The organism is Sulfitobacter sp. 1A13421 (genome assembly GCF_043557285.1).
GTDB classification, from domain to species: domain Bacteria; phylum Pseudomonadota; class Alphaproteobacteria; order Rhodobacterales; family Rhodobacteraceae; genus Sulfitobacter; species Sulfitobacter faviae.
In genome coordinates, this window is sequence record NZ_JBIFFQ010000004.1 from 106,114 (window position 1) to 131,306 (window position 25,193).

A 25,193-nucleotide genomic window follows, 5' to 3' on the forward strand; every position below is an offset into this window, starting at 1 on the left:
TGCACTTTTTTGCGTATTGGCGCTGACGGCGGCGCTGCTGCGCGACAATCCCGTGGTCGGCGCGGCGCAGGGCTATGCCGCGGATGTGGCGACCACGGCGGCGGCTTCCTATGTCACGCTGCGCACGTTGAATGCCTTTCTCTCCACCGCGCAGGAGATCGAGGTGGGGCTGTCCTTCATCGCCTCCGGCTCGGCGCGGCCACTAAAGGTGTTGGAGCCGATTGACGACACGGTGGAGCGGATCGCGGGGCTGGTTTTCGGTGTCATGGTGGCCACGGGGGTGATCGCCGTGGCGCTTGGTCCGGTGAGTGCGATCGGGTTGGGGCTGTTGTCTGTCGCGCTGGCGGTTTGGGCTTTGAGCAAGCGCGGTCATGCCGGGCTGCCCCGGCGGTTGGCGTGGTATGGCGGGTTTCTGGGGTTGGCGCTTCCGCTTGCCTTAGTGGTGTCTGAGCCGCTGGCGGGACAGCTCACCGAAGGGGTCTATCTGCGGAACATGGAGGTGATCGAGGAGATCACCGCAAATGTCGGCGGCAGCGAGGCTTTGGGTGAGGAAGAACCGGGTTTGACGGAGTATCGGCAGCTTGCCAGCAACCTTTGGAGCCGCGCGGATGAGTTGATCGGCGCGCTTTTGGCGGTGCTCGGGGTGCATGTATTTCGGATATTCTTGTTGCCGCTTTTGTTGGTGGGCGGGCTGTTCGTTGTGGCGCGGTATTATGCGCGGGGGTGAAGGGTGGCGTGGCGTCTGGGGTGGACGTTGTGCAGAGGTATTTGGGAAAGGATGAAGAGGGCGGGGTGGCGTTTCTATTGGAGGCGTTTGGTTTGGGGGGGTAACCGATCACGTCGCTTTTGCGGCAGGGTGGCGCAAAGGTATTTGAGAAAGGATGAAGGAGGGGGAGGGGCGCTCCCCCGTTGGTTTTAGCGCAGGGCGCGGGTGGCGACCCAGTTTTGCCAGTCGGCGCGGCTGCCGGAGAAGGCGTTGAGATCCACGTCGCCGCCGATGCCGGGGACGATGCCCGTGGCGCTGTATTGCCAGAAGCGCCATGTTTGGCCGGGGTAGGTTTCAGCTGGGGTTTTGGCGGTGGTGCGCAGCCAGAAGTCGTACCCCCGGAAGCGGCCAAGGTCGTTCTCGCGGTAGAATTTGGGTGTGGTGTAGATAATGGGGCGTTGGCCGTAATGCGCTTCCACCACGCGCAGCCAGCGGCGCATTTGATCGCGGACGGCGGCAGCGGACGGGCGGACATGGGCGCAGGTGGGGGAGAAGGGGTTCCATTCCATATCAAGCACCGGGGGCAGCATGCCGCCTGTCTTGGGCACGTTGCGGATGAACCAGCGGGCCTGATCTTCGGGCGGGGTGCAGAAATAGTAGAAATGATAGGCGCCGCGTTTCACGGCGGCTTGGCCCGCGCCTTGCCAGTGGCTGTCGAAGTTGATGTCTTTGAGGTCGCCGCCTTCGGTGGCCTTGATGAAGGCGAAGTTCACCCCGGCGCGGCGGGCTGTGTTCCAGTCGATATCGTTTTGGAAACGGGCCACGTCGATGCCGTGCACGGGGTAGGCGGCGGGGGTGCGGCCTTTGAAGCTCACCGGGTCGCTGTCGCCGAAGGCGGCGGGGAAGAGCACGCCGGGCGGGGCCGGGGGCGGGCTGCCGGGGGAGCCGCAGGCGGCGAGGGCGAGGAGCGACAGGATCAGGGCGCGGCGGAGGATCATGGGCTGGGCTTTCTGGCGATGAAGGCGAGGTTGTTGGCGGGCATGTCCACTTTGTCGATCGGGCTGAGGGCTGCATCGCTGAGCCAGCGGGCCATCTCGGTATTGTCCTTATAGCCGATCGCGGGGTCGGCGGCGCGCAGTTGGGCGTCAAAGCGGGTATCGCCGGGGGAGGTGGTTTGGCCGTCGCGTTTGAACGGGCCGTAGAGGATCAGCGTGCCGCCGGGGGCGAGGGCTGCGGAGGCTTCATCGATCAGGCACCGGGTGGCGGGGGTCGAGATCAGATGCAGCAGATTGGCCAGCATGATCAGGTCGAAGGGGCCGTGGTCGCCCGCCCAGCCGGGCTCGGTCGCGTCGAGCGGCAGCGCGGGGGCGATATTGGGCAAGGCGGCCTCGGCTGCATAGGCGTTGATGCTGGCGCGGCGGGCGGTGTCGATGTCGCTGGGTTGCCAGCTGAGGCTCGGCAGGCGTTTGGCGAAGCCCACGACATGCTGGCCGGTGCCGCTGGCGATTTCCAGCGCACGGCCCCGGGGCGGGGCGTGGGTGGCTAGCAGGTCGCAAAGCGCGTCGAGATTGCGCGCGGCGGCGGGGGCGAAGAGGCGGTCACCGCGTGCGTCTTCGGCGACGCTGGCGTTGGGGGGCAGGCGGCTCATGCCTGCTCTTCCAGCCGGTCGGTGGCCGGGGGCGGTGTCGGCGACAGGGCCGAGATGGCAGCGTAGGTCTGCGGCGTCATCAGGTAGGTCAGCGCGGCGAGCGACGGCTCTAGTTGGGCCAAGGAGCGGGCCGAGATGATCGGCGTCGGCTTCGTGGGATGGGCCGCTGCCCAGGCCACGGCGAGGGTTGCGGGATGGGTGCCGAGATCCCGCGCGAGGGCGGCAAGACCGGCAGCGGCGCCGTGCATCCCCTCTTGCCCGTAGCGGGCGGCATAGCGGTCATCCTCGCTCAGGCGGCCAGTGCCGCCCTCAGCGTATTTTCCGGTCAACAGCCCGCCGCCCAGCGGGGAGTAGGGGGCGACCAATATGTCGAGATCGTCGGCCATGGGGAGGATCTCGACCTCGGCCTGACGTTTGACGAGGTTGTACATCGGTTGGATCACCGCGATCTCAAGCCCGAAGTCGGCGGCGATATGGGCGGCTTTTACGACCTGCCATGCGGCGAAGTTCGACAGGCCCACTTGGCGGATATGGCCCTGTTGTTGCAGGTCGGCCAGCGCGGCGAAGCTTTCGGTCAGCGGGGTGTCGGGATCGAAGCGGTGGAGGTAGAGCACATCGAGCGTATCAAGCTGCATCCGCTGGCGGGATATCTCGGCAGAGGCGAGGATATTGGCCCGGCCCGCGCCGCCGGTATAGGCGGCTTTGGTGGCGATGATCAGGCTTTCGCGGCGGTCTTGGACGAACTGGCCCAGAAGGCGCTCTGACGCCCCGTCGGTATAGACATGGGCCGTGTCGAAATGGGTGATCCCGGCCTCGATACAGGCGTCGAACATCGCGCGGGAGGCTGCCGCATCGGCGCGCCCGCCGAACTGCATGGTGCCGAAGGCGAGGCGGCTGGCGGGGGTGCCATCAAGGCTGGTGAGCATCTGTGTCATGCAAGATTGGTGGCATGTGCGCTGCCCGCGCGCAATGGGTTTACGTAGGGGCAGGCGGCGGGGCGCTTGGGGACCGCACGCATGGGGCCCCGACCGGGGCGGCGACGAAAAAGGGGCGCGCGGTTGCCCGTGCGCCCCTGTCGTCGGTCAGCCAGTGCGGCTTACTCAGGAATGGTGCCTTCGATGCCTTCGACATAGAAGTTCATGCCCGCCAGCGTGCCGTCATCTGCGGTTTCGCCTTCGGCCAGCCATGCGGAACCGTCCTGTTTGTTGATCGGACCGGTGAAGGGGTGGTACTCGCCCGATGCGATTTTCTCTTTCAGTTCCAGCGCTTCGGCTTTCACATCTGCGGGCACGGCGTCGGTGATCTCGCCAATGCCGACCATGCCCGGCCCGATGCCGTCCCATGTGTCTTGGCTTTCCCATGTGCCGTCCATCACCGCTTTGACGCGGTCGATGTAATAGGGCGCCCAGTTGTCGATGATCGAGGACACGCGCGGCTTGGGTGCATATTGCGCCATGTCGGAGGCTTGGCCAAAGGTGATCACGTTGCCCGCTTCCTGTGCAGCCGCTTGGGGTGCTGTGGAATCGGTGTGCTGCAGCACCACGTCGGCGCCCTGTTCGATCAGAACCTTGGCGGCGTCGGCTTCCTTGGCCGGGTCAAACCACGTGTAGGCCCAGACGATTTTGAACTGAACGTCGGGGTTTACCTTCTTGGCGTGGATATAGGCGGAGTTGATGCCGCGGATCACTTCCGGGATCGGGAAGGAGCCGATGTAGCCGATGATGTTGCTTTCCGTCATGGAGCCCGCGATGTGGCCCTGAATGGCGCGGCCTTCGTAGAAACGCGCGGAATAGGTCGAGACGTTGTCGGCGCGTTTGTAACCGGTGGCGTGCTCGAATTTCACATCGGGGAATTTCTTGGCCACGTTGATGGTGGGGTCCATGTAGCCAAAGGAGGTGGTGAAGATCAGATCGGCACCGTCGAGCGCCATCTGCGTCATCACACGTTCGGAATCGGGGCCTTCGGCAACGCTTTCGACGAAGACGGTTTCGACCTTGTCGCCGAACTCTTCTTCGACGGCCAAGCGGCCTTCGTTATGCTCGTAGGTCCAGCCGCCGTCGCCCACGGGGCCGACAAAGACAAAGCCGACCTTGGTCTTGTCTTGGGCCACAGCGCCCGAAGCAAGGCCGAGCGCAAGGGCCGCGCTGGTCATAAGGGTGGTTAGTTTCATGAGGTTTCCCCTGTTTGCGTGCCCCTTGCCGGGGCTTGATGTGCGGGCGATGCCGCGTGACGTGATGCCCCTAGTTCGAGGCGTGGAAGGTACGGCCCAGAGAGGCCGGCGCGGCGCTTTTGTCCGCCGACAGCACCACCAGAACGATGATGGTGATGATATACGGCGACATTGCCAGATACTCTACCGGAATGGCAACGCCCGCGCCTTGCAAGTTCAGTTGCAACTGGGTGATGCCGCCGAAAAGATAGGCACCCAAAAGCGCGCGCCATGGCTTCCAAGAGGCGAAGACGACAAGGGCAAGGGCGATCCAGCCGATGCCGGCGGTCATGCCTTCGGTCCATTGCGGCACGCGAATGAGGCTGATGTAAGCCCCGCCCAAGCCCGCGCAGGCGCCGCCAAAGAGGATTGCCGCAGTGCGGATGCGTTTGACCTTGTAGCCGAGCGCATGGGCCGCGTCGTGGCTTTCGCCGACCGCGCGCAGGATCAGGCCCGCACGGGTGAATTTCAGCACCGCCCAGACACCAGCGACCAACGCGATGCCGAGGTAGAGGATGATGTCATGGGTGAAAAGGATTGGCCCGATCACCGGGATGTCGGCCAGCGGGCCAAAGTCGATGTCACTCAGGCGTGGTGGTTTGATCCCGACGTAGCTTTGCCCGATCAGCGCCGAGAGGCCGAGGCCGAAGAGCGTGAGCGACAGGCCCGAGGCGACTTGGTTCGCCAGTGCCACTTGGGTCAGGAAGGCGAAGAGCAGGCTGAGAACGGCACCACCGACAGCGGCGGCGGCAAAGCCCAGAAGCGGCGAACCGGTCTCGACCGCCGTGGCAAAGCCGCAGATCGCGCCGGTGATCATCATGCCTTCGACGCCGAGGTTTAGCACGCCGGATTTCTCGACCACCAATTCGCCGATGGCGGCGAAGATCAGCGGCGTCGCGGCCACGAGAAAGCCTGCGACGAACAAGAGCGGGTTGATTGCGGAAAGATCCATCAGGCAGCCTCCGCCGCGCCAAAGCGCAGCCGGTAATGAGTGAAAACGTCCAGCGCGAGCAGGAAGAACAGGAGCATGCCTTGGAACACCTGAATGGCGGCGGCGGGCAGGCCGAGGTTGGACTGCGCGATGTCCCCGCCGATATAGGTCAGCGCCATCAGCGCCCCGGCAAGCAGGATGCCAATCGGGTGCAACCGGCCAAGGAAGGCCACGATGATCGCCGTAAAGCCATAGCCCACGTTAAAGTCGATGGTGACCTGACCCGAGGGGCCAGCGACCTCGAACATGCCCGCAAGACCGGCGAGCAGGCCAGAGGTGCCGAGGCAAAACAGCACCAGCCGCGCCGGGTTCACGCCCGAGAAACGCGCCGCGCGCGGCGCCTCTCCGGTGACGCGGATGGCAAAGCCAAGCCGGTGCCGTGCGAGAAGGACATAGGCAAAGATCACCGCGATCAGTGCTGCGACCACGCCCCAGTGCATGCCAGAGCCTGCGAAGAGTTCGGCGTTATGGGCAGAAGCGTATTGTTGCAGGTTGCGCGAGCCGGGAAAGCCGTAGCCTTCAGGATTTTTCAGCAATCCCAGTGACATGGAGGCAAGGAATTGTTCCGCCACATAGACCAGCATCAGCGAGACGAGGATTTCATTGGTGCCGAAACGCACCTTGAGAAGCGCCGGGATCATCGCCCAGAGCCAACCGCCGAGCGCCCCGGCGAGGACCATCAGCGGAAAGATATACCACGCCTCAAGCGGGTAGAATGCCAGCCCCACGCCCGCGCCAAAGAGGGCGCCGATGATATACTGCCCCTCGGCCCCGATGTTCCAAATGCCCGCCTTGAACCCAAGGCTGAGGCCGATGGCGATCAGCACCAAGGGTGCGCCTTTGATCAGCAGTTGGGGGCGGTAGTAAAAGGCGTAATCGCCAAACAGGGGTTGCCAAAAGATCGTTTGCAGCGCCTCGATCGGGTCTTTGCCCAAGGCCGCGAACAAAAGCCCGCCGAAGATGAAAGTGGCCAGCACCGCCATGATCGGTGTCGACAGCGAGAGGGCCCGGCTGGGCTGCGGACGCTTTTCAAGGCGGATCACAGATCACCCCCAATGGTCAGAGTGAAAGATGAGAGGCTCGGCTTAGACATGCGCCACCTCCATGCCATGTGCCCCGCCCATCATCAGGCCGATCTCTTCGACCGTGAGCCCCTGCGCGGGGCGGGACGGCGACAGGCGGCCTTCGTTCAGGGCGGCGAAATTGTCGGAAATCTCCATCAGCTCATCAAGGTCTTGGCTAATGACGATCACGGCGGTGCCGCCGGAAGCGAGGTCCAAAAGCGCCTGCCGGATCGCGGCGGCGGCAGAGGCATCAACACCCCATGTCGGCTGGTTCACCACCAGCAGCTCGGGCCGTTGCAACACCTCGCGCCCAATGACGAATTTCTGCAGGTTGCCGCCTGAGAGCGAGCGCGCGGCATTGGCGGGGCCGGGGGTGCGCACGTCAAAGGTCTTGATGATCTTCTCGGCAAAGCTGCGCGCCTTGCCCCAGTCGAGCATGCCGCCGCGCTCCAGCCCCTCACGCGCCGCACAGGTCAGCATGGCGTTTTCCGTCAGCGACATATCCGGCACGGCGGCATGGCCCAGCCGCTCTTCGGGGGCGGTCAACACGCCAAGCGCGCGGCGGGCGGTGGGGCCAAGAAGCCCGATGTCGCGCCCGTCAAAGGTGATCATGCCTGCGCCGACCAGCGTTTCGCCCGACAGTGCGTTGAGTAATTCGTCCTGCCCGTTGCCCGCAACGCCGCCGATGCCCAGCACCTCCCCGCGCCGCACCTCGACGGAAATATCGCGCAGCGGCATGCCGAAAGCATGGGCCGACCGGGCCGAGAGGTTGTTCAGCCGCAGCGTCACTTCGCCCGGTTCCTTGCTGTCGCGGGTCGGCGTTTTCAGCGCAGAGCCCACCATCATCTCGGCCATGTCGCGTGCCGACGTCTCACGCGGGGTGCAATGGCCGACGACCTTGCCCAAGCGCAGGATCGTGGCGCTGTCGCACAGGCTGCGGATTTCCTCGAGCTTGTGTGAGATATAGAGGATCGCGGTGCCTTCGGCGCTGAGCTTGCGCAGGGTTTTGAAAAGGATTTCAACCTCTTGCGGCGTCAGGACCGAGGTCGGCTCGTCCATGATCAGCAGCTTCGGTTCTTGCAGCAGGCAGCGGATGATCTCGACCCGCTGACGCTCCCCCGCTGAGAGGTCACCGACGGTGCGGTCCGGCGCAAGCGGCAGGCCGTAGGTGTCCGACACATCGCGGATCTGCTGGCTCAGCTCGCGCATACGCGGCGGGTTTTCCATGCCGAGGGCGATGTTTTCCGCCACGCTCAGCGCGTCGAAAAGCGAGAAGTGTTGAAACACCATGCCCACGCCCGCCTGCCGCGCCGCATGGGGGTCGGTGGGGGCAAAGCTCTCGCCCCGCATCCGCATCTGGCCCGCGTCGGGTTTGACCAGACCGTAAATCATTTTAACCAAAGTGGATTTGCCCGCGCCGTTCTCGCCCAGCAGGGCGTGAACCTCGCCCGGAGCGATCCGCAGGGACACGTCATCGTTCGCGACGACGCCGGGGTAGGCCTTGGTCAACCCGGTGAGGTCGAGAAGTGAATCAGTCATGCGGAAACCTTTGTCTGGGTCCGGGCGATGAGAGCGGTCAACGCGCCATGGGCAATTTGCGCAGGCAGCTTGCCCAGCGATTTATCGCCAATTGGACAGGTGATGCCAGAGGGATCCAACCCCATGTCACGCAAGCGGCGGGAAAACCGTGACTTTTTTGTGTCAGAGCCGATCAACCCGACGCTCGCGGCGTCGCGATTGAGCAGCGCGGCACAGAGGGCGAGGTCGATGTCATGGGAATAGGTGAAGATCAGGTGGTGCGCCTCGCGCGGCGCATGGGCGGCGAGACGCGGCATGTCGGCGGCGGGGGTGGCGGTGACATGGGGCGGGATCTGGTCGGGGAAACGGTCGCGGGCGCTGTCGATCCATGTGATCTCAAAGGCCCGGGGCGGGCAGGCCGCCACCACCGCCCGGCCCACATGCCCCGCACCCCAGAGCCAGAGCGGCACGTCGCTCTGCACATCCGGCAAGGGTAAGGGGGTGGCCGTGTCCAGCGGGCGCGGCGTGGTGGTGTAGCGCAGGCTGACCGCGCCGCCGCAGCATTGCCCCAGACCGGGGCCGAGCGGCAGGGTCTGGCTGTCTTCGCACCGGCCCTCGGCCAGCATCTGGCGGGCGTGCGCGATGGCCTGATGCTCCAGCGCGCCGCCGCCGATGGTGCCCGCGATTGCATCAGGCGTGACCTTCATCGCCGTGCCCGCATCCCGCGGGGCCGAGCCGCGCGTGGCGGTGACCTCGACGAAGATCGCGGTCATTTCCGCGCCCGTCCAACGGCGGCGAGCACGGCCTCGGCGGTGGCCGGGGCTTGCAGGTCGCCGTAATGCGGGCCGCAGGCCGCCACCGCATCCGACAGCGCCATGAAGGCCGAGATGCCCAGCATGAAGGGCGGCTCGCCCACGGCCTTGGAGCGGTAGACGGTCTGCGCCGGGTTCGGCTGATCCCAGAGCGCCACGTTGAAAACCGGCGGGCGGTCCGAACAGGCGGGGATCTTGTAGGTCGAGGGCGCATGGGTCCGCAGGGTGCCGGTCTCGTCCCAGACCAGTTCCTCGGTGGTGAGCCAGCCTGCGCCTTGAACGTATCCGCCTTCGATCTGGCCGACGTCGAGCGCCGGATTCAGCGAGGCACCGGCGTCATGCAGGATATCGGTGCGCAGGATGCGGTTTTCGCCGGTCAGCGTGTCGATCACCACCTCGGTGCAGGCCGCGCCATAGGCGAAATAGTAGAACGGCCGCCCGCGTCCGGCGATCCGGTCCCATTCGATCTCGGGCGTCTTGTAGTAGCCGGTGGCGGAAAGGCTCACGCGGTTCTCATAGGCCGAGGCGGCGGCGGCGGCGAAGGTGATCTCCTCTCCGCCGATGCGCACCATGCCGTCGGCGAATACCACCTGATCGGGGGTGGTCTGGTAGCGTTCGGCCAGATGCGCGGCCATCCGGTCGCGGATCGTGTCGCAGGCGTTCTGCGCCGCCATGCCGTTGAGGTCCGAACCCGAAGAGGCTGCCGTGGCCGAAGTATTGGGCACCTTGGCAGTGTCGGTGGCGGTGATCTTGACCACCTCGGGCGAGACGCCGAAGCGCGCGGCGGCGACCTGCGCCACCTTCTTGAACAGCCCTTGCCCCATCTCGGTGCCGCCGTGGTTCAGGTGAATCGAGCCGTCTTGGTAGACATGCACCAGCGCGCCCGCCTGATTGAGGTGAGTGAGCGTGAAGGAGATGCCGAATTTCACCGGCGTGATTGCGATGCCGCGCTTCATCAGCGGGCTTTGCGCGTTCCACTCGGCAATGGCAGCGCGGCGCGCCTCGTAATCGCAGCTCTCGACCAGCCGGTCGGTCAGCGCGTTAACGATGCAGTCGGTGACCGGCTGCTGGTAGGGCGTGGTCTGCACGTCCGAGGGGGTGGCCGGGATCGACGGTTGCGCGCCGGGAGCAGGGGGGGCGCCGCGTGACGATAGATCGGCCTCGGCCTCCGGCGGGGTGCGGTTGTCGATCGCGGTGCCGGTGTTCTCCACCTCGGTCGGGCGGTGGGCGTTGTCGCTGTAATAGTTGGCGCGGCGCACGGCGAGCGGGTCGAGGCTCAACTCTTGGGCGATATGGTCCATCACCCGCTCGATGCCGACGATCCCCTGCGGGCCGCCGAAACCGCGAAACGCCGTGGCGCTGGCGGTATTGGTCCGCAAACGGTGCGAGGTGATGCGGATGTCGCGCAGGTGATAGGCGTTGTCGGCATGCAGCATGGCGCGGTCGGCCACGGGCAGCGACAGGTCCATAGACCAGCCGCAGCGGGTGTAATGGGTCTGGTCCAGCGCGGTGATGCGGCCTGCGTCGTCGAAGCCCACCTCATAGCTGATGCGGAAGTCGTGCCGCTTGCCGGTGACGATCATGTCGTCATCGCGGTCATAGCGCATCTTGCAGGGCTTGCCGGTCAGCGATGCGGCCACGGAACAGGCGATGGCCAGCGCGTTGCCCTGGCTTTCCTTGCCGCCGAAACCGCCGCCCATGCGCCGGGTCTCGACCCGCACGGCGTGCATGGGGCGGCCAATGGCATGGGCGACTTTATGCTGAATTTCGGTCGGGTGCTGGGTCGAGGAATGCACCAGCATGTCGCCATTGTCCTGCGGCAGCGCCATAGCGGCCTGACCTTCGAGGTAGAAATGCTCCTGCCCGCCCATCTCGATCTGGCCCGAGAGGCGGCGGCCGGCCTTCGACAGCGCGGTCTCGGCATCGCCCTTCTGGTAGATCCGGGGGCCATCCTCGAAACGGCTGTTGGCCGCGAGCGCCTGTTCCACGGTCAGGATCGGGTCACGCGGGGTGATTTGCGGTTTGCCCAACTGGGCGGCGCGGCGCGCGGCAAGGTGGCTGGTGGCCACCACCAGATAAAGCGGCTGGCCCGCGTAATGCACCTGATCGGTCGCCAGAAGCGGCTCGTCATGGTTCGAGGGCGAGGTGTCGCAATCATGCGCGAGGTCGTCGGCGGTCAGCACCGCGACGACGCCGGGGGCTTCGCGCACGGCGGAGAGGTCGAGCCCGGTCAGATCGCCCGCCGCGACGGGGCTGAGGCCAAAGGCCAGATGCAGCGTGCCGCGCGGGGTGGGGATGTCGTCGACATAGCGCGCGGCACCGGTGACATGCAGCTTCGCGGCGTCATGGGGAAGGGGCTTTGCAACGCTCATGCCGAGACCTCCAGCAGATTGGTGGGGGTGCCATTGGCGTCGTGGAAATAACGCAGCAGCATGTTCTGCGCCGCCTGCATCCGGTAGGCGGCGGAGGCGCGCATGTCCGACAGCGGGGTGAAGTCGTCGCGCATCGCCTCCATCGCCTTGTGGATGGTCTCTTCGTTCCACGGCTGGCCGACAAGGGCCGTTTCCGCCGCGGCGGCGCGTTTCGGGGTGGCGGCCATGCCGCCGAAGGCCGCGCGGGCGGTGAGGATTTCAGAGCCATTGCCGGTGATCGAGATACAGCCGCAGACCGCCGAGATGTCCTGATCGAAACGCTTCGACAGCTTGTAGCAGCGCAGCGTGTCGTGCTGGCGCGGCACGGTGATCGCCTCGACAAATTCGCCCGGCGCGCGGTCTTGCTTGCCGTAGTCGAGGAAGAAGTCCTCCAGCGGCAGTTCGCGGCGCGCATCGCCACGGCGCAGGTGCAGCGTGGCGCCAAGCGCGATCAGCGCGGGCGGGCCGTCACCGATGGGCGAGCCATTGGCGATATTGCCGCCTAAAGTCGCCGCATTGCGCACCTGCGTCGAGCCGTAGCGCCGCAGCATCACGCCCAGGCTGGGAAACAGCGGGGAAAGCTTTGCCTCCACCTCGGTCAGGGTTGTCATGGCGCCGATGCGCAGGCCGGTCTCATCCTCGGTGATACCGCGCAGATCGGCGCAGCGGTTGAGGAAAGCCACGGCGCCCAGATCGCGGAAGCCCTTGGTGACCCAAAGGCCCACGTCCGTCGCCCCGGCGATCAGCGTCGCGTCGGGGTGGTCGAGATACCACGCGGCCAGTTCATCGCTGCTCTCGGGCTGCACATGGGGCGCGCCCTCGGCTTTGGCGGGGGCGGGGATGTCCTGTTTGAGCTTCGATTTGAGGCCCAGCAGATGCTCCGGCACGGGCTTGTCCGCCGCGGCTTCGGCGGCGCGGATGATCGGCGCGTAGCCGGTGCAGCGGCAGAGGTTGCCGGCAAGCTGCACGTCGTGGTCGCGCGCGCCGTTGAGATGCGCTGTGGCCATCGAGACCACGAAGCCCGGCGTGCAGAACCCGCACTGGCTGCCGTGATGCTCTATCATCGTCTCCTGCACCGGGTGCAGCGTGCCATCGGCGCTCGCCATGCCCTCAACCGTGGTGACGGCCTTGCCGTTCACCTGCGGCAGAAACAGGATACAGCCATTGAGCGCGCGGCTGCCGTTTTCATCGGTGATCATCACCGAGCAGGCTCCGCAGTCGCCCTCGTTACAGCCCTCCTTGGTGCCGGTCAGGCCACGCTCTTCGCGCAGCCAGTCGAGCAGGGTGGTGGTCGGGGACACGTTGGAGAGTGACACGACTTCTCCATTGAGAAGAAAAGTGATGTCCATTGGTTCTCATCCGCCGCGGTACAAAGTGGCCCGTAAACATGCGCGGGGTTCGATGCGGCGTAGAACCGGGCGCGGGCGAGGTAGAGGTCAGGCTAGCGGGGTGGGGGGCGTTTTGGCAAGAAAAAATACCTTGGGCGAAAAATGCAGCACCGCCGCATCCGGCGCTGGTGCCGGGCAGGCGGCTGGCATAGTTTGCGCCCATGTCAGATGCTCCCCGATTCATTCACCTGCGCAGCCATTCCGAGTATTCCCTGCTGGAAGGCGCGCTGCGGCTGAAAAAGCTGCCCGGCATGTGCCGTGACGCGGAAATGCCCGCGCTGGCGCTGACCGATACCAACAATATGTTCGCCGCCCTCGAGTTCTCGGTCGCGATGGCGGGCGCGGGCGTGCAGCCGATCATCGGCTGTCAGGTCGATGTGGCCTATGTCGAGGTCCAGCCCGGTGAGAAGCCGCGCCCGCCCGCGCCGGTGGTGCTGCTGGCGCAGAGCGAATTGGGCTATGAGAACCTGATGAAGCTGAACTCCTGCCTCTACCTTGATAAGGGCGGGGCGGTGGCCGAGGTGACGCTGGCCGAACTTGAGGCACTGAGCGCCGACCTCATCTGCCTGACCGGTGGGCCTTCGGGGCCGGTGGGGATGCTTTTGCAGGGTGGCCAGCGCCCGGCGGCGGAAGCGCTGATGGCGCGGCTGCACAAGGCCTTCGGCGACCGGCTCTATGTCGAGTTGCAGCGCCACCCGGAAGACGGCGGCCAGCCCGAGGCCGAACGCCTGACCGAGCGCGGCTTCGTCGAGATGGCCTATGCCATGGACATCCCGCTGGTGGCGACCAACGACGTCTATTTCCCCAAGCCCGACATGTACGAGGCGCATGACGCGCTGATCTGCATCGCCGAGGGCGCCTATGTCGACCAGAGCCAGCCGCGCCGCCGTTTGACCGCGCAGCATTACTTCAAGTCGCAGGCCGAGATGGCGACCCTCTTTGCCGACCTGCCCGAGGCGCTAAGCAACACTGTCGAGATCGCCAAGCGCTGCGCCTTCATGGCCTACCGCCGCGATCCGATCCTGCCCAAGTTCGCCGACGACGAGGTCGCCGAGCTGCGCCGCATGGCCAACGAAGGCCTGCAGGCCCGTCTGGCGGTGATCCCCCATGCGGTGAGCGTGGAAGAATACCAAAAACGGCTCGATTTCGAACTGGGCATCATCGAAGGCATGGGCTTCCCCGGCTACTTCCTGATCGTTGCCGACTTCATCCAATGGGCCAAGGACAACGACATCCCGGTTGGCCCGGGGCGGGGCTCCGGTGCGGGCTCGCTGGTGGCCTATGCGCTCACGATCACCGACCTCGACCCGCTGCGCTACTCGCTGCTCTTCGAGCGTTTCCTCAACCCCGAGCGGGTCTCCATGCCCGACTTCGACATCGACTTCTGCATGGACCGCCGCGAGGAGGTGATCCGCTACGTGCAAGAGAAATACGGCCGCGACAAGGTGGGGCAGATCATCACCTTCGGTGCGCTTTTGTCGAAGGCGGCGGTGCGCGACATTGGGCGGGTGTTGCAGATGCCCTATGGGCAGGTGGATCGCCTCTCGAAGATGATCCCGGTGGAGGGGGTGAAACCCGTCTCCATCGAGAAGGCGCTGGCGGACGAGCCACGACTGCGCGAGGAGGCAAAGAACGAGGAGGTCGTCGACCGGCTGCTGACCTACGGCCAGCAGGTCGAGGGGCTTTTGCGCAACGCCTCCACCCACGCGGCGGGCGTGGTGATCGGCGACCGACCGCTGGATCATCTGGTGCCGCTTTATCAGGACCCGCGCTCGGACATGCCGGCGACGCAGTTCAACATGAAATGGGTCGAACAGGCCGGGCTGGTGAAGTTCGACTTTCTGGGTCTGAAGACCCTGACCGTGATCCAGAACGCGCTCGACCAGATCAAGGCGGGCGGGCGGCATCTGCATATCGCCGCGGACGGACGCCAGATTTACGAGCCGCCCGAGGGCCATGTCGATGACGTGGCCACCATCCCGCTCGACGACAAGGCCACCTACGATCTCTATTCCAGCGCCAAGACCGTCGCGGTCTTCCAGGTGGAATCCAGCGGCATGATGGATGCGCTCAAGCGCATGAAGCCGACCTGTATCGAGGACATCGTCGCTCTCGTGGCGCTCTACCGTCCCGGCCCGATGGAGAACATCCCGGTCTATTGCGAGGTCAAGAACGGCAAGCGCGAGTTGGAATCGGTGCACCCCAGCATCGACTACATCCTTGAAGAGACCCAAGGCATCATCGTTTATCAGGAACAGGTGATGCAGATCGCGCAGGTCATGGCGGGCTATTCGCTCGGCGGTGCTGACCTGTTGCGCCGTGCGATGGGTAAGAAGATCGCCGAGGAAATGGCCAAGGAACGCCCTAAGTTCGAAAAGGGCGCGATGGCCAATGGCGTCGACAAGAAGAAGGCGGCGGAGGTCTTCGACCTTCTGGAGAAATTCGCCAACTACGGTTTCAACAAGTCGCACGCCGCGGCCTATGCGGTGGTCAGCTACCAGACCGCATGGCTGAAGGCGAACCACCCCGTCGAGTTCATGGCCGGGGTGATGAACTGCGATATTCACCTTACCGACAAGCTGGCGATCTATTTCGAGGAGGTGCGCAAACATCTCGAACTGCCTTGGGTGCCGCCCTGCGTGAACCGCTCTGATGCCACTTTCAAAGTGGTCGACGGCGCGCTTGTCTATGCGCTGGGCGCGTTGAAGAACGTCGGGCTGGAGGCGATGCGGCTGGTGACCGAGGGGCGCAAGGTGGATGGTGTCGACAAGCCCTTCGCCACGCTCTTTGACCTCGCGCGGCGCGTGGACCTCAAGCGCGTGGGCAAGCGCCCGCTGGAGATGCTGGTGCGCTCGGGCGCGTTCGATCAGCTCGACAGCAACCGGCGGCGGGTGTTCCAGTCGCTCGACGGGCTGGTGAATTATTCGGCGGCGATCCACGAGCAGAAGGCCTCCAACCAGGTCTCGCTGTTTGGGGAGGCGGGCGACGACCTGCCCGAGCCGCGGATGCTGCCCTGCGACGACTCGCAGTCGGCGGAGCGTCTGGCCGAGGAGTTCAAGGCCGTGGGCTTCTACCTCTCGGGCCACCCGCTGGACGATTACATGCCACCCCTGAAACGCAAATGGGCGCGGGAGACCGGTCTGCCTTTCCTCACGCTTGATGAGCTCAATGAAAAGGTCTCGACCCGCGGCGCGATGAACGCGCGGCTCGCGGGCGTCGTGGCGGGCCGTCAGGAGCGCAAGTCGGCGCGCGGCAACCGCTTTGCCTTTGCGCAACTCTCGGACCCCACGGGCGGCTACGAGGTGACGATCTTCTCCGACGTGCTCGAAGCCTCGCGCGATCATCTGGAGGTCGGCTCCAAGGTCGTCGTCACCGTCGAGGCCACGATGGAAAGCGACCAGTTGAAGCTGCTGGCCCGCGGCATCGGGCCGATCGACGCGGCGGTGGCGGATGCGGGCAGCATGGGGCTGCGGGTCTTCATCGACGGGCCGGGGGCGATCCAATCGGTGGCCGATGTGCTCGACGGGGCGCGGCAGGCGGTGAAGGCCGCGGGCAAAGGGCCGGTGCAGTTCTGCCTGATGGACCCAAGCCTGCCCGGTGAGGTCGAGGTCGATCTGGGGCGCGAATTCCCGGTGACACCGCAGATCAAGGGCGCGATCCGCTCGCTCGACGGGGTGATGGAGGTCGAGGAAATCTGACCTCCGCCGCCTCGGCGGCCTCCCGCGTTGCCGCATCCAGTGGACGGCGGCGGGTGGCTGCGCTACCTGCCTGCCAAGCAATGGGGAGCAGAGCATGAAACGACGCATCGGCCTTTTGATTATGGGGACGTTGCTCTCCGCCTGCGCCATGGCTCCCACCGCGCCGAACCCGCAGGTCTCCGAGGTTTCATTCGGTACCGCCCTGCCGTTTGGTGAGGTGGCCCGTGTCTGCGATCTGGACCTAAGCGAATTGGGGCAACTGGTCGAGGAACCCGCGGCGCGGGGCTATCGGTTGTTCGATTCGCAGCCCGGCAGCGCCGGGGCGCGCAGTTTCTACATCACCGGCTTTGCGGATGATTGCGCGCGCCAGTTGACGGCGGCCAATGTGCTGTTCGGCACACCTTCGGTCTATGAGCAACTGCACTACGGCCCGGGGGGGGAGAACCTGCCCACAGCCGAGACCGACGCGGCCTATGAGGCGATCAAGGCCCGCGTCTGCGGGGCGGGGCGCGGCAAACCCTGCGGGCGGCAGATCGGCACGCTCGACACGACGACCTTTTTCGTCAGCGCCTATGAGCGTTTGGGCCAGACCGCGCGCTGGTCCGAGGTGCTGGTGCATGACGGGGCCGTCGCCGCCGTGGCAATGAAATCAGCCAATTGACGGGGGCGTGGCGCTGCCGCTCAGTAATGCGGGGGCCGCTCATCGCCCAAAAGGACCGCGCCACCGCCCGAGGCGTCCCGCTCGCCTTCGCGCTGCATCAGCATATGGACGCGGCGGTTCAGGGTGACGATCTCGGCCTCCTGACGGGTGACGATCTCTGACATATCGTCGACCGCGCGGGTCAGATGGGCGATCTGCTCTTCGAGGCGGCTGATATGATCGGCTGTTTGGTCTGGGGTGTGATCAGGGCTTTGGTCGGTCATGGCGCGCATCCTTTTTGCGCGATCTAGCACGGACCGGCGGCGCGGGACAGGGGCGGGATGCCGCGTTACTTGCTCTTGCGGGGGGCTTGGGCTAGACGCGAGGCCAATTGATGCACCGAGGATCCTTGCCATGGCAAAGCCCAAGAAAACCCCCCGTCCCAAGGCGCAAACCCCGAAAGGGTTCCGCGATTATTTCGGGACCGAGGTGACCCATCGGGCCGAGATGCTGAACAAGATCGCCGCCGTCTATCACCGCTACGGGTTCGACGCGCTGGAAAGCTCGGGCGTGGAGACGGTCGAAGCGCTTGGCAAGTTCCTGCCCGATGTGGACCGCCCGAACGAGGGCGTCTTTGCCTGGCAAGAGGATGCCGAGGGCGACAAGCCCGGTGACTGGCTGGCGCTGCGCTATGACCTGACCGCGCCCTTGGCGCGGGTCTATGCCCAGCACCGCAACGACCTGCCGATGCCCTACCGGCGCTACGCCATGGGCCCGGTCTGGCGCAACGAGAAGCCCGGGCCCGGGCGGTTTCGGCAGTTCTACCAGTGCGACGCCGATACCGTGGGCGCGCCCTCGGTCGCTGCCGATGCCGAGATCTGCGCCATGCTGGCCGATTGCCTCGAGGAAGTGGGCATTGCACGCGGCGACTATGTGGTGCGGGTGAACAACCGCAAGGTGCTGAACGGCGTGCTCGAAGTGGCGGGGCTTGCGGGCGACGACAAGGAAGCCGAACGCGGCATCGTGCTGCGCGCCATCGACAAGCTCGACCGGCTGGGGCCGGAGGGCGTGCGCGCGCTGCTGGGTGAGGGCCGCAAGGACGAGAGCGGCGATTTCACCAAGGGCGCGGGGTTGGGCGAGGCGCAGGCCGAAGTCGTGATGGGCTTCATGCAGGCCAAGCGCGAGACCGGGGCCGAGACGGTGGCGCGGCTGCGCGACTTGGTGACAGGCTCCGAGGTCGGCGTGCAGGGCGTGGATGAGTTGCAGCTTATCTCGGACCTGCTGGCGGCGGGCGGCTATGGCCCCGACCGGGTGGAGATCGACCCCTCCGTCGTGCGTGGCCTTGGCTATTACACCGGCCCGGTCTTCGAGGCCGAACTGACCTTCGAGATCAAAGACGAGAAGGGCCGCGCGCGGAACTTCGGCTCGGTCGCCGGCGGCGGACGCTACGACGATCTGGTGAAGCGTTTCACCGGGCAGGAAGTGCCAGCGACCGGCGTATCCATCGGTGTCGACCGTCTGCTCGCCGCGCTGGCCGCCAAAGGGCGGCTTGAGGCCGAAGCGACAGGCCCCGTCGTCGTTACCGTGATGGACCGCGACCGCATGGCCGATTATCAGGCCATGGTGGCCGAGCTGCGGCAGGCGGGCATCCGGGCGGAGGTCTACCTCGGCAACCCGAAGAACTTCGGCAACCAGATGAAATACGCCGACAAGCGGCAAAGCCCCGTGGTCGTCATCGAAGGCGGTGACGAGAAGGACCGCGGCGTGGTGCAGATCAAGGACATGGTGCTGGGCGCGCAACTGGCGCAAGAGGCCAGCCATGACGAGTGGAAAGAGCGCCCCAACCAATATGAGGTGCCACGCGGCGATCTGATCAAAGCGGTGCGCGATATTCTGGATCGGACAAGCTGATGCCCACACGTTCCGAAACGCTGGCGCGCGCGGCCTCCCTGCGCGCGATTTTCGAGGGGCAGGGCGCCGTTCTGGTCGAGCCGCCGATCTTGCAACCGGCGGACACGCTGCTGGACCTCTATGGCGAGGATATCCGTGCGCGCGCCTATGTCACCTCGGACGCGCTGCGCGGGGAGCAGATGCTGCGCCCCGATTTCACCGTGCCCGTGGTGCAGATGCATATGGCTCACGGGGCCGAGCCTGCGCGCTACACCTATTCAGGCGAGGTTTTCCGCCGTCAGGAACACGACCCGAACCGCGCCAACGAATACATTCAGGTTGGCTTCGAAGTCTTCGACCGCGCCGATCCGGCGGCGGCGGATGCCGAGGTTTTCGCCCTGATCGCCGAGGCGATGCAGGGGCTGCCGGTGCGCCCGGTGACCGGCGACATCGGCGTGCTGATGGCGGCGGTGCAGGGCTTGGGCACATCGCCTGCGCGCAAACAGGCGTTGATGCGTCACATCTGGCGCCCGCGCCGCTTTCGCGCGCTGCTCGACCGCTATGCTGGGCGTAGCCCGGTGCCTGCCGGGCGCAAGGCGCTGCTGGCCGAGGCCGAGGTGACATGCGACGCGCCGATGGTGGGGCTGCGCTCATGGGCCGAGATCGAAGCCCGCGTCGCGGCCCTGCGCGAGGATGCGCAGACGCCGCCGATCTCCGCGCAGCAGGTCGACCTTTTCGAGGCGCTGTTGGAGGTGCGGGAAACCCTGCCCAACGCGCTGAGCCGCCTGCGCGATCTGGCTGTCGACATGCCCGCCATCGGCGATGCCGTGGCCCGTGTCGCGGCCCGCGCCGATGCGATGCGCGCCCGCGGGATCGACACCGACGCGCTGCTCTTTGAGGCCAGCCATGGCCGGTCTTCGATGGAATATTACGACGGTTTCGTCTTTGCCTTCCGCGCCGCTTCGCGGCCCGATCTGCCCAGCATCGCCAGCGGCGGGCGCTATGACGCGCTGACCCGGCGGCTGGGGCAGGGCGATGAAATCCCGGCGGTGGGCGGTGTGATGCGCCCCGGCCTGATGCTGGAACTGGAGGCCGGGCAATGACGCTGAAACTGGGTGTGCCGTCCAAGGGGCGGCTGATGGAGAAGACCTTTGAATGGTTCGGCGCGCGCGGCGTCAGCCTGCAACGCACCGGGTCCGACCGCGAATATGCGGGCAAGGTCGAGGGGATCGAGGATGTCTCGCTCGTGCTGCTTTCGGCGGGTGAAATCCCGCGCGAACTCTCGGCGGGGCGGATCCATTTGGGCGTCACCGGCACCGATCTGGTGCAGGAAAAACTGGCGCTTTGGGATCAACTGGTCGAGCCGCTGGAGGAATTGAACTTTGGCCATGCCGACCTGATCATCGCGGTGCCGCAGGCTTGGGTCGATGTCGATACGCTGGATGATCTCGACGCCGCCGCCGCCGCCTTCCGCGCCGAACATGGCTTCCGCCTGCGCATCGCCACCAAGTATCACCGGCTGGTGCGGGAGTTCCTGCGCACACATGGCGTGGCCGACTACGCGCTGGTCGACAGCCAAGGCGCGACCGAGGGCACGGTGCTGAACGAGACCGCCGAGGCCATCGCCGACATCACCTCCAGCGGGGAGACCCTGCGCGCCAATCACCTGAAGATCCTCAGCGACGGGCTGATCCTGCAATCGCAGGCGACGCTCTGGCGCTCGCGCATGGCGCCCCTTGAGGATCACAGCCGCAAAGCGCTGAAAACCCTGATCGCACAGCTGACCTGACGTAGCGTCACAGCCCCGGGTTTTTCCCTTCCCTTCCATGGCATTGCACCCTCCGAGCCGCTTCGGCGCGGGGGCGCTTTGCCGCGCACCTAACCGAAAGACTTGCGAGATGCCGCGCTTCGGATAGGGTGAAAGGGTCAACAGGCCGATACCACAAGCACCGCCAAAAGGGGCAGGGGTCGGGACATAGGGAGGATCCGTCGATGATCGGATGTCACGCGCCCCTTGCGGGGGGCCGCAGCCGTCGCCGCATGGGAGTGGGCGATTGCTGAGGGTTGAGGATTTGCATCTGTCCTTTGGCGGCATCAAGGCGCTGCAGGGGGTGAATTTCGAAGCCAAGGCCGGAGAGATCACCGGGGTGATCGGCCCCAACGGCGCGGGCAAAACCTCACTTTTCAATGCGATTTCAGGGTTTTATAGGCCCGACCGGGGCAGCGTGTCCTTTGAGGGTCAGGATATCACAACGCTCAGCCCCGACAAGCGCGCGGGCCTTGGCCTCGCACGGACCTTTCAGAACATCGCGCTGTTTCGCGGCATGACCGTGCTCGACAACATCAAACTTGGCGGCCACACGCGGCTCAAGACCAATGTCTGGCAGGCGCTGCGCTATTTCGGGGCGGCGCAGAAGGCCGAGTTGGAGCTGCGGCGCGAGATCGAAGAGCAGGTGATCGACTTTCTCGAGATCGACCACATCCGCAAATACCCGATCACGATGCTGCCTTACGGTTTGCAGAAACGGGTCGAACTGGGTCGCGCGCTGGCGATGCGCCCGCGCGTGCTGCTGCTGGACGAGCCGGTCGCGGGCATGAACCGCGAAGAGACCGCCGACATGGCGCGTTTCATCCTCGACGTGCAGGAGCAATTCGGCACCACGATCCTGCTGGTGGAGCACGACATGCACATGGTGATGGACATCTGTAGCCGCATCGTCGTGCTGAACTTCGGCCAGCAGATCGCCAGCGGCACGCCCGAGGAGGTCTCCAACAACCCGGCGGTGATCGAAGCCTATCTGGGGGCCGCGGCATGACGCCGATTTCTTTTGAAGAAATCGCGACGGAATTTTTGAAAAATTCCGAGGATAAGGAAAGGGAGGCGCTCTGATGGGGCAGTTCGTGCAATTTGGGATCAACGGGTTGATGGCCGGGGCGATCTATGCGCTGATCGCCGTGGGCATCGTGAGCGTCTACAAGGCCACCAAGGTTGTGAACTTCGCCCATGGCTACCTGATCATGTTCGGCGCCTATTTCTATTTCACCTTCGCCGTGATCGTTCCCGCGCAGCCTTGGGCGCCCGGCTGGCTGGCCTCGTGGCAGCCCGGCTGGATGGTCGAGATGCGGGGCGATTTGCCGATGTTCTCGCCCGTGGCGGCGGTGCTCGACTGGGTGGCGAACCTGCCGCGCATCCTGCTGGGACTGGCGGGCGCGCTGGTCTGCAACGCGATCCTCGGCCGGGTGATCGAGCGGGTGCTGATGCGCCCGCTGATGGGGCAGTCGATCTTTGCCATGATCATGGTGACGGTGGGTCTGATCTCGATCCTGTCGGGCGCGGCGCAGTTGATCTGGACGGCGGATGCCGCCTCAGTGCCCTATATCGCGCCCAACATGCCGATCCGCTTCGAGCTTTTCGGCACGATGATTTTCCTCTTCGGCACCGATCTTGTGAACATGGCCGTGGCGCTGCTGCTGTTTGGTGGCATCGTCGCCTTCGTGAAGTTTACCAAGGGCGGCATCGCCATCCGCGCCACGGCCGAAGACCAGTCCACCGCCTATTCCATGGGCATCTCGGTTCCCAAGGTCTTTTCCCGCGCCTGGGTGCTGGCCAGCACCACGGGGGCCATCGCGGGCGCGATCCTCGCCACCCGTAACGGCATTTCGCCGAGCCTCGGGCTTTTTGGCTTTTCGGTTCTGGCGATCGTTCTGATGGGCGGGCTGGATAGCTACGTCGGCGTGCTGATCGCGGCGATGGTGGTGGGCGTGCTCGAAGCCATGACCCAGTGGCAGATGGGCGGCGGCTGGGCCGAGATCGTGCCTTACGTCACCGTGCTGGTGGTACTGATCTGGCGACCCCACGGCCTGATGGGGCAAAAGGAGGTCGAGCGGATATGATCAACGCCAACCTGAAGTCCAGCTATGCCGCCGACGAGCGGGTGCTGAACAACCGCTACAAACAGGCCTTCGTCTACGGCTCGATCCTTGCGCTCGTGCTCTTCACGCTGTTCGGCAACGACTACCTGATCCTGATCGCGAGCCAGATGGGCATCCTGCTGATCGCGGTTGTGGGGATCAACATCCTGACGGGCTATACCGGTCTGGTGTCGCTGGGCCACGGCGCTTTCGTCGCCATCGGCGCCTATGCGGTGACGATCTTCGGCAACCTCGGGGCGGGGGTGATCCCGGCAGGACTGATGCCCTTCGTCTCGGTGCCGCTGGCGGTGGCGCTGGCCGCGGCGGTGGGTGTGCTCGTGGGGCTGCCGAGCCTGCGGGTCAAGGGGCTCTACCTTGCCGTGGCGACGCTGGCGGCGAACTTCATCGTGATCTTCCTGATTGAGGAAGACCTCTTTGCCCCCTGGACCGGCGGCATGGTGGGGCTCAACACCAATGTGCCGAACCTGCTGGGCTGGGAGCTGGATACCAAGCGCGAGATGTTCGGCCTGATCGCAGTGGTGGGGCTGATCTCGCTACTTGCGGCGCAAAACCTGATCCGCACCCGGGTGGGGCGCGCCTTCATCGCGATCCGCGACCGTGACTATTCCGCCGAGATCCTCGGCATCTCGCTTCTGCGCTACAAGTTGATGAGCTTTGCCCTCTCAGCGGCCTACTGCGGCCTTGCCGGGGCGCTTTTCGCCTATTTCTACGCCCGCATCCTGCCCGAACAGTTCGAACTGGCGCTCTCGCTCAACCTCGTGGCGGCGCTGATCATCGGGGGCATGGGGCGCACGATGGGGCGGTCTTCGGTGTCATCATCGTCGTCATGGTACCCGAGGTGATCAAGGTGCTCTTCGGCGCGCTGGCTGGGGACAGCGCCGGCGCCGGGCAGTTGCGCGCGCCCTTGCAGCAGATCGCCTTTGGCGTGCTGCTGGTGCTGTTTCTGCTCAAGGAGCCCTTGGGCATCAACCAGATCGTCGACCGCATCCTGCGCGCCGCAAACCGTTGGCCGTTTGCGCGCGGGTAATCAAAAGGCCACATCAGGGAGAAGACAGATGACCATGAACCGCCGATCCTTCCTCGCCACCACGGCTGCCGCGACGGCGGCCATCGGCACGCCGATGATCCTGCGCGCCCAGCCCAAGGAATATGTGCTCGGCGCCTCGCTGCCGCTCACCGGGCCCTTCGCCACGGCGGGGCAATTGGTCGCGCCTGCCTTCGCCATGGCCGCGAAACTGTTCAACGACGAGGGCGGCGTGGCTGGTGTGCCCATTCGCTTCGTCACCGAGGATTCGGGCTATGTGCCGCAGAACGCGCTCAATAACTACCAGCGCGCGCTGGCCTCGGAAGGCAAGAACATGATCGGCTATTTCGCCGACAGCACCGGGGCGATGAAGCTGATCGCGCCTGAACTCAAGGGCGAGAACGCCCGCATCATGGGCTCGACCTCCTTTGCCTCGGAACTCGCCGACCCGGCGACCCATCCCTATCAGTATCTCTCGGGCCCGACCTACCAGAGCCAGTTTGATATTCTGCTGCAGAACATCAAGAACGAGGGCGGGCAGAAGGTGGCCTTCATCTTCTCCAACACCGAGTTCGGGCGCGACCCGATCGAACATGGCCGCAAGACGGCGGAGGAGTTGGGCCTTGAAGTCGTGCTTGAGGAAAGCACCAAGGCCGAGGGCGCGGACATCCCGACCCATGTCACCAAGCTGGCGCAATCCGGCGCGGATCACTGCATCCTGCAGGGCTATGTTACCGGCGTCTGGCCGCAGCTCATCGGCGGCGCGCGGCAATTCGGCCTGCCGGTCAAGTTCAAAGGCACTTTCTGGGGCATGGAAAAGCTCATTGCCGACCGGATCACCGCCGAGGCGGGGCCCTTCCTTGCGGGCTACGAGGGCGTCATGCCCTACCGCTATTTCTATGACCGCGAAGACGCGCCGCGCTACCAGCAGTACGCTGAACTCAGCAAGCAGATGTTCGCAGGCACGCCCCTGGAGAACTACATGTCGACATGGGCAATCCAGACCATGTGCGGGCTGGAGATCGCCATGAAGGCCTTCCGCGACACTGCCGAGGCCGGGCTGGAACTGACACCGGACAACATCGCCGAGAAGCTCTCAGGCATCTCGAACTGGGATTCGGGCGGCTTCTTCGGCGGTCCGGTAAGCATGGAGAACAACGCCATCGGGACTGGCCGCGTCTATGGCTACAACCCCGAGGACGGGCTGTTCACGCCGAAATCGGACTGGTTCACGGTGTAAATGATGGAGGTTCGGGGGCGC

Annotated in this window: 22 protein-coding genes; 11 read left to right on the forward strand and 11 right to left on the reverse strand. The window is 65.3% G+C overall.

Annotated elements, in window-relative coordinates; all coding sequences use genetic code 11:
• Positions 1 to 16 precede the first annotated feature (16 nt).
• Positions 17 to 727, forward strand: a complete 711-nt coding sequence (locus tag ACGYLI_RS09455) for a hypothetical protein (RefSeq protein ID WP_394419002.1) — start codon at positions 17 to 19, stop codon at positions 725 to 727.
• 188 nt (positions 728 to 915) lie between these two features.
• On the opposite strand, the gene ACGYLI_RS09460 is transcribed toward ACGYLI_RS09455, so the two are convergent.
• From ACGYLI_RS09460 to xdhA, 10 genes are all read right to left on the reverse strand, one after another.
• Positions 916 to 1,704, reverse strand: coding sequence for a GH25 family lysozyme (locus ACGYLI_RS09460; protein ID WP_394419003.1), 789 nt, complete (start codon positions 1,702 to 1,704; stop codon positions 916 to 918).
• Positions 1,701 to 2,354, reverse strand: coding sequence for a DUF938 domain-containing protein (locus tag ACGYLI_RS09465; protein WP_394419004.1), 654 nt, complete (start codon positions 2,352 to 2,354; stop codon positions 1,701 to 1,703). The genes ACGYLI_RS09460 and ACGYLI_RS09465 overlap by 4 nt, the downstream gene beginning before the upstream one ends.
• A complete protein-coding gene (locus ACGYLI_RS09470; protein ID WP_394419005.1) occupies positions 2,351 to 3,289 on the reverse strand; it encodes an aldo/keto reductase in 939 nt (312 codons plus the stop codon). Before ACGYLI_RS09470 ends, ACGYLI_RS09465 begins: the two co-directional genes overlap by 4 nt.
• Before the next feature lie 161 nt (positions 3,290 to 3,450).
• On the reverse strand, positions 3,451 to 4,524 hold the full coding sequence (locus ACGYLI_RS09475) for a BMP family ABC transporter substrate-binding protein (RefSeq protein WP_271689091.1): 1,074 nt from the start codon (positions 4,522 to 4,524) through the stop codon (positions 3,451 to 3,453).
• Between the two features lie 70 nt (positions 4,525 to 4,594).
• Positions 4,595 to 5,515, reverse strand: coding sequence for an ABC transporter permease (locus ACGYLI_RS09480; protein ID WP_394419006.1), 921 nt, complete (start codon positions 5,513 to 5,515; stop codon positions 4,595 to 4,597).
• The gene (locus ACGYLI_RS09485; RefSeq protein WP_394419007.1) at positions 5,515 to 6,597 is read right to left on the reverse strand and encodes an ABC transporter permease; all 1,083 of its coding nucleotides are present in this window, start codon (positions 6,595 to 6,597) and stop codon (positions 5,515 to 5,517) included. The genes ACGYLI_RS09480 and ACGYLI_RS09485 overlap by 1 nt, the downstream gene beginning before the upstream one ends.
• Before the next feature lie 42 nt (positions 6,598 to 6,639).
• Positions 6,640 to 8,157: an ABC transporter ATP-binding protein gene (locus tag ACGYLI_RS09490; RefSeq protein WP_394419008.1), complete on the reverse strand. Its 1,518-nt coding sequence runs from the start codon at positions 8,155 to 8,157 to the stop codon at positions 6,640 to 6,642.
• Positions 8,154 to 8,909: a xanthine dehydrogenase accessory protein XdhC gene (xdhC, locus tag ACGYLI_RS09495; RefSeq protein ID WP_394419009.1), complete on the reverse strand. Its 756-nt coding sequence runs from the start codon at positions 8,907 to 8,909 to the stop codon at positions 8,154 to 8,156. The genes ACGYLI_RS09490 and xdhC overlap by 4 nt, the downstream gene beginning before the upstream one ends.
• On the reverse strand, positions 8,906 to 11,320 hold the full coding sequence (gene xdhB, locus ACGYLI_RS09500) for a xanthine dehydrogenase molybdopterin binding subunit (RefSeq protein ID WP_394419010.1): 2,415 nt from the start codon (positions 11,318 to 11,320) through the stop codon (positions 8,906 to 8,908). Before xdhB ends, xdhC begins: the two co-directional genes overlap by 4 nt.
• Complete coding sequence (gene xdhA / locus ACGYLI_RS09505) at positions 11,317 to 12,708, reverse strand: xanthine dehydrogenase small subunit (RefSeq protein ID WP_394419011.1); 1,392 nt, start codon at positions 12,706 to 12,708, stop codon at positions 11,317 to 11,319. The genes xdhB and xdhA overlap by 4 nt, the downstream gene beginning before the upstream one ends.
• Before the next feature lie 200 nt (positions 12,709 to 12,908).
• Here xdhA and dnaE point away from each other — a divergent pair, with 200 nt between their 5' ends.
• Both dnaE and ACGYLI_RS09515 read left to right on the forward strand, forming a co-directional pair.
• Positions 12,909 to 16,445 carry a DNA polymerase III subunit alpha gene (gene dnaE / locus ACGYLI_RS09510; protein WP_394419012.1) on the forward strand — a complete coding sequence of 1,179 codons (3,537 nt, stop codon included), beginning with the start codon at positions 12,909 to 12,911 and terminating at the stop codon, positions 16,443 to 16,445.
• Between the two features lie 94 nt (positions 16,446 to 16,539).
• Positions 16,540 to 17,106: a hypothetical protein gene (locus tag ACGYLI_RS09515; protein WP_394419013.1), complete on the forward strand. Its 567-nt coding sequence runs from the start codon at positions 16,540 to 16,542 to the stop codon at positions 17,104 to 17,106.
• 20 nt (positions 17,107 to 17,126) lie between these two features.
• Here the strand turns inward: ACGYLI_RS09515 and ACGYLI_RS09520 are convergent, their stop codons facing one another.
• Positions 17,127 to 17,321, reverse strand: coding sequence for a SlyX family protein (locus ACGYLI_RS09520; RefSeq protein ID WP_082851915.1), 195 nt, complete (start codon positions 17,319 to 17,321; stop codon positions 17,127 to 17,129).
• Between the two features lie 178 nt (positions 17,322 to 17,499).
• Here ACGYLI_RS09520 and hisS point away from each other — a divergent pair, with 178 nt between their 5' ends.
• The 8 genes from hisS to ACGYLI_RS09560 all read left to right on the forward strand — a co-directional run bounded on the left by hisS (position 17,500) and on the right by ACGYLI_RS09560 (position 25,172).
• On the forward strand, positions 17,500 to 18,996 hold the full coding sequence (gene hisS, locus ACGYLI_RS09525) for a histidine--tRNA ligase (protein ID WP_394419014.1): 1,497 nt from the start codon (positions 17,500 to 17,502) through the stop codon (positions 18,994 to 18,996).
• Positions 18,996 to 20,078: an ATP phosphoribosyltransferase regulatory subunit gene (locus ACGYLI_RS09530; RefSeq protein WP_394419015.1), complete on the forward strand. Its 1,083-nt coding sequence runs from the start codon at positions 18,996 to 18,998 to the stop codon at positions 20,076 to 20,078. The genes hisS and ACGYLI_RS09530 overlap by 1 nt, the downstream gene beginning before the upstream one ends.
• Positions 20,075 to 20,764 carry an ATP phosphoribosyltransferase gene (hisG, locus tag ACGYLI_RS09535; protein WP_067624598.1) on the forward strand — a complete coding sequence of 230 codons (690 nt, stop codon included), beginning with the start codon at positions 20,075 to 20,077 and terminating at the stop codon, positions 20,762 to 20,764. The genes ACGYLI_RS09530 and hisG overlap by 4 nt, the downstream gene beginning before the upstream one ends.
• A 211-nt stretch (positions 20,765 to 20,975) precedes the next feature.
• Entirely contained in the window at positions 20,976 to 21,791 is an 816-nt protein-coding gene (locus ACGYLI_RS09540) for an ABC transporter ATP-binding protein (RefSeq protein ID WP_394419016.1), read from the forward strand.
• Positions 21,792 to 21,864: 73 nt separating this feature from the next.
• A complete protein-coding gene (locus ACGYLI_RS09545) occupies positions 21,865 to 22,869 on the forward strand; it encodes a branched-chain amino acid ABC transporter permease (protein WP_394419017.1) in 1,005 nt (334 codons plus the stop codon).
• A complete protein-coding gene (locus ACGYLI_RS09550; protein ID WP_394419018.1) occupies positions 22,866 to 23,750 on the forward strand; it encodes a branched-chain amino acid ABC transporter permease in 885 nt (294 codons plus the stop codon). The genes ACGYLI_RS09545 and ACGYLI_RS09550 overlap by 4 nt, the downstream gene beginning before the upstream one ends.
• Entirely contained in the window at positions 23,747 to 23,935 is a 189-nt protein-coding gene (locus ACGYLI_RS09555) for a hypothetical protein (RefSeq protein WP_394419019.1), read from the forward strand. The genes ACGYLI_RS09550 and ACGYLI_RS09555 overlap by 4 nt, the downstream gene beginning before the upstream one ends.
• Before the next feature lie 28 nt (positions 23,936 to 23,963).
• A complete protein-coding gene (locus tag ACGYLI_RS09560) occupies positions 23,964 to 25,172 on the forward strand; it encodes an ABC transporter substrate-binding protein (protein ID WP_271692183.1) in 1,209 nt (402 codons plus the stop codon).
• Positions 25,173 to 25,193: the final 21 nt, after the last annotated feature.

Coding starts and splice junctions, on each gene's coding strand:
- ACGYLI_RS09560 (WP_271692183.1), top strand. CDS start 23,964: ATGACCATGAACCGCCGATCCTTCCTCGCCACCACGGCTGCCGCGACG.
- ACGYLI_RS09460 (WP_394419003.1), bottom strand. CDS start 1,704: ATGATCCTCCGCCGCGCCCTGATCCTGTCGCTCCTCGCCCTCGCCGCC.
- xdhA (WP_394419011.1), bottom strand. CDS start 12,708: ATGGACATCACTTTTCTTCTCAATGGAGAAGTCGTGTCACTCTCCAAC.
- ACGYLI_RS09470 (WP_394419005.1), bottom strand. CDS start 3,289: ATGACACAGATGCTCACCAGCCTTGATGGCACCCCCGCCAGCCGCCTC.
- ACGYLI_RS09490 (WP_394419008.1), bottom strand. CDS start 8,157: ATGACTGATTCACTTCTCGACCTCACCGGGTTGACCAAGGCCTACCCC.
- ACGYLI_RS09530 (WP_394419015.1), top strand. CDS start 18,996: ATGCCCACACGTTCCGAAACGCTGGCGCGCGCGGCCTCCCTGCGCGCG.
- xdhC (WP_394419009.1), bottom strand. CDS start 8,909: ATGACCGCGATCTTCGTCGAGGTCACCGCCACGCGCGGCTCGGCCCCG.
- ACGYLI_RS09545 (WP_394419017.1), top strand. CDS start 21,865: ATGGGGCAGTTCGTGCAATTTGGGATCAACGGGTTGATGGCCGGGGCG.
- hisG (WP_067624598.1), top strand. CDS start 20,075: ATGACGCTGAAACTGGGTGTGCCGTCCAAGGGGCGGCTGATGGAGAAG.
- dnaE (WP_394419012.1), top strand. CDS start 12,909: ATGTCAGATGCTCCCCGATTCATTCACCTGCGCAGCCATTCCGAGTAT.
- ACGYLI_RS09550 (WP_394419018.1), top strand. CDS start 22,866: ATGATCAACGCCAACCTGAAGTCCAGCTATGCCGCCGACGAGCGGGTG.
- ACGYLI_RS09475 (WP_271689091.1), bottom strand. CDS start 4,524: ATGAAACTAACCACCCTTATGACCAGCGCGGCCCTTGCGCTCGGCCTT.
- ACGYLI_RS09465 (WP_394419004.1), bottom strand. CDS start 2,354: ATGAGCCGCCTGCCCCCCAACGCCAGCGTCGCCGAAGACGCACGCGGT.
- xdhB (WP_394419010.1), bottom strand. CDS start 11,320: ATGAGCGTTGCAAAGCCCCTTCCCCATGACGCCGCGAAGCTGCATGTC.
- ACGYLI_RS09480 (WP_394419006.1), bottom strand. CDS start 5,515: ATGGATCTTTCCGCAATCAACCCGCTCTTGTTCGTCGCAGGCTTTCTC.
- ACGYLI_RS09515 (WP_394419013.1), top strand. CDS start 16,540: ATGAAACGACGCATCGGCCTTTTGATTATGGGGACGTTGCTCTCCGCC.
- ACGYLI_RS09540 (WP_394419016.1), top strand. CDS start 20,976: ATGTCACGCGCCCCTTGCGGGGGGCCGCAGCCGTCGCCGCATGGGAGT.
- hisS (WP_394419014.1), top strand. CDS start 17,500: ATGGCAAAGCCCAAGAAAACCCCCCGTCCCAAGGCGCAAACCCCGAAA.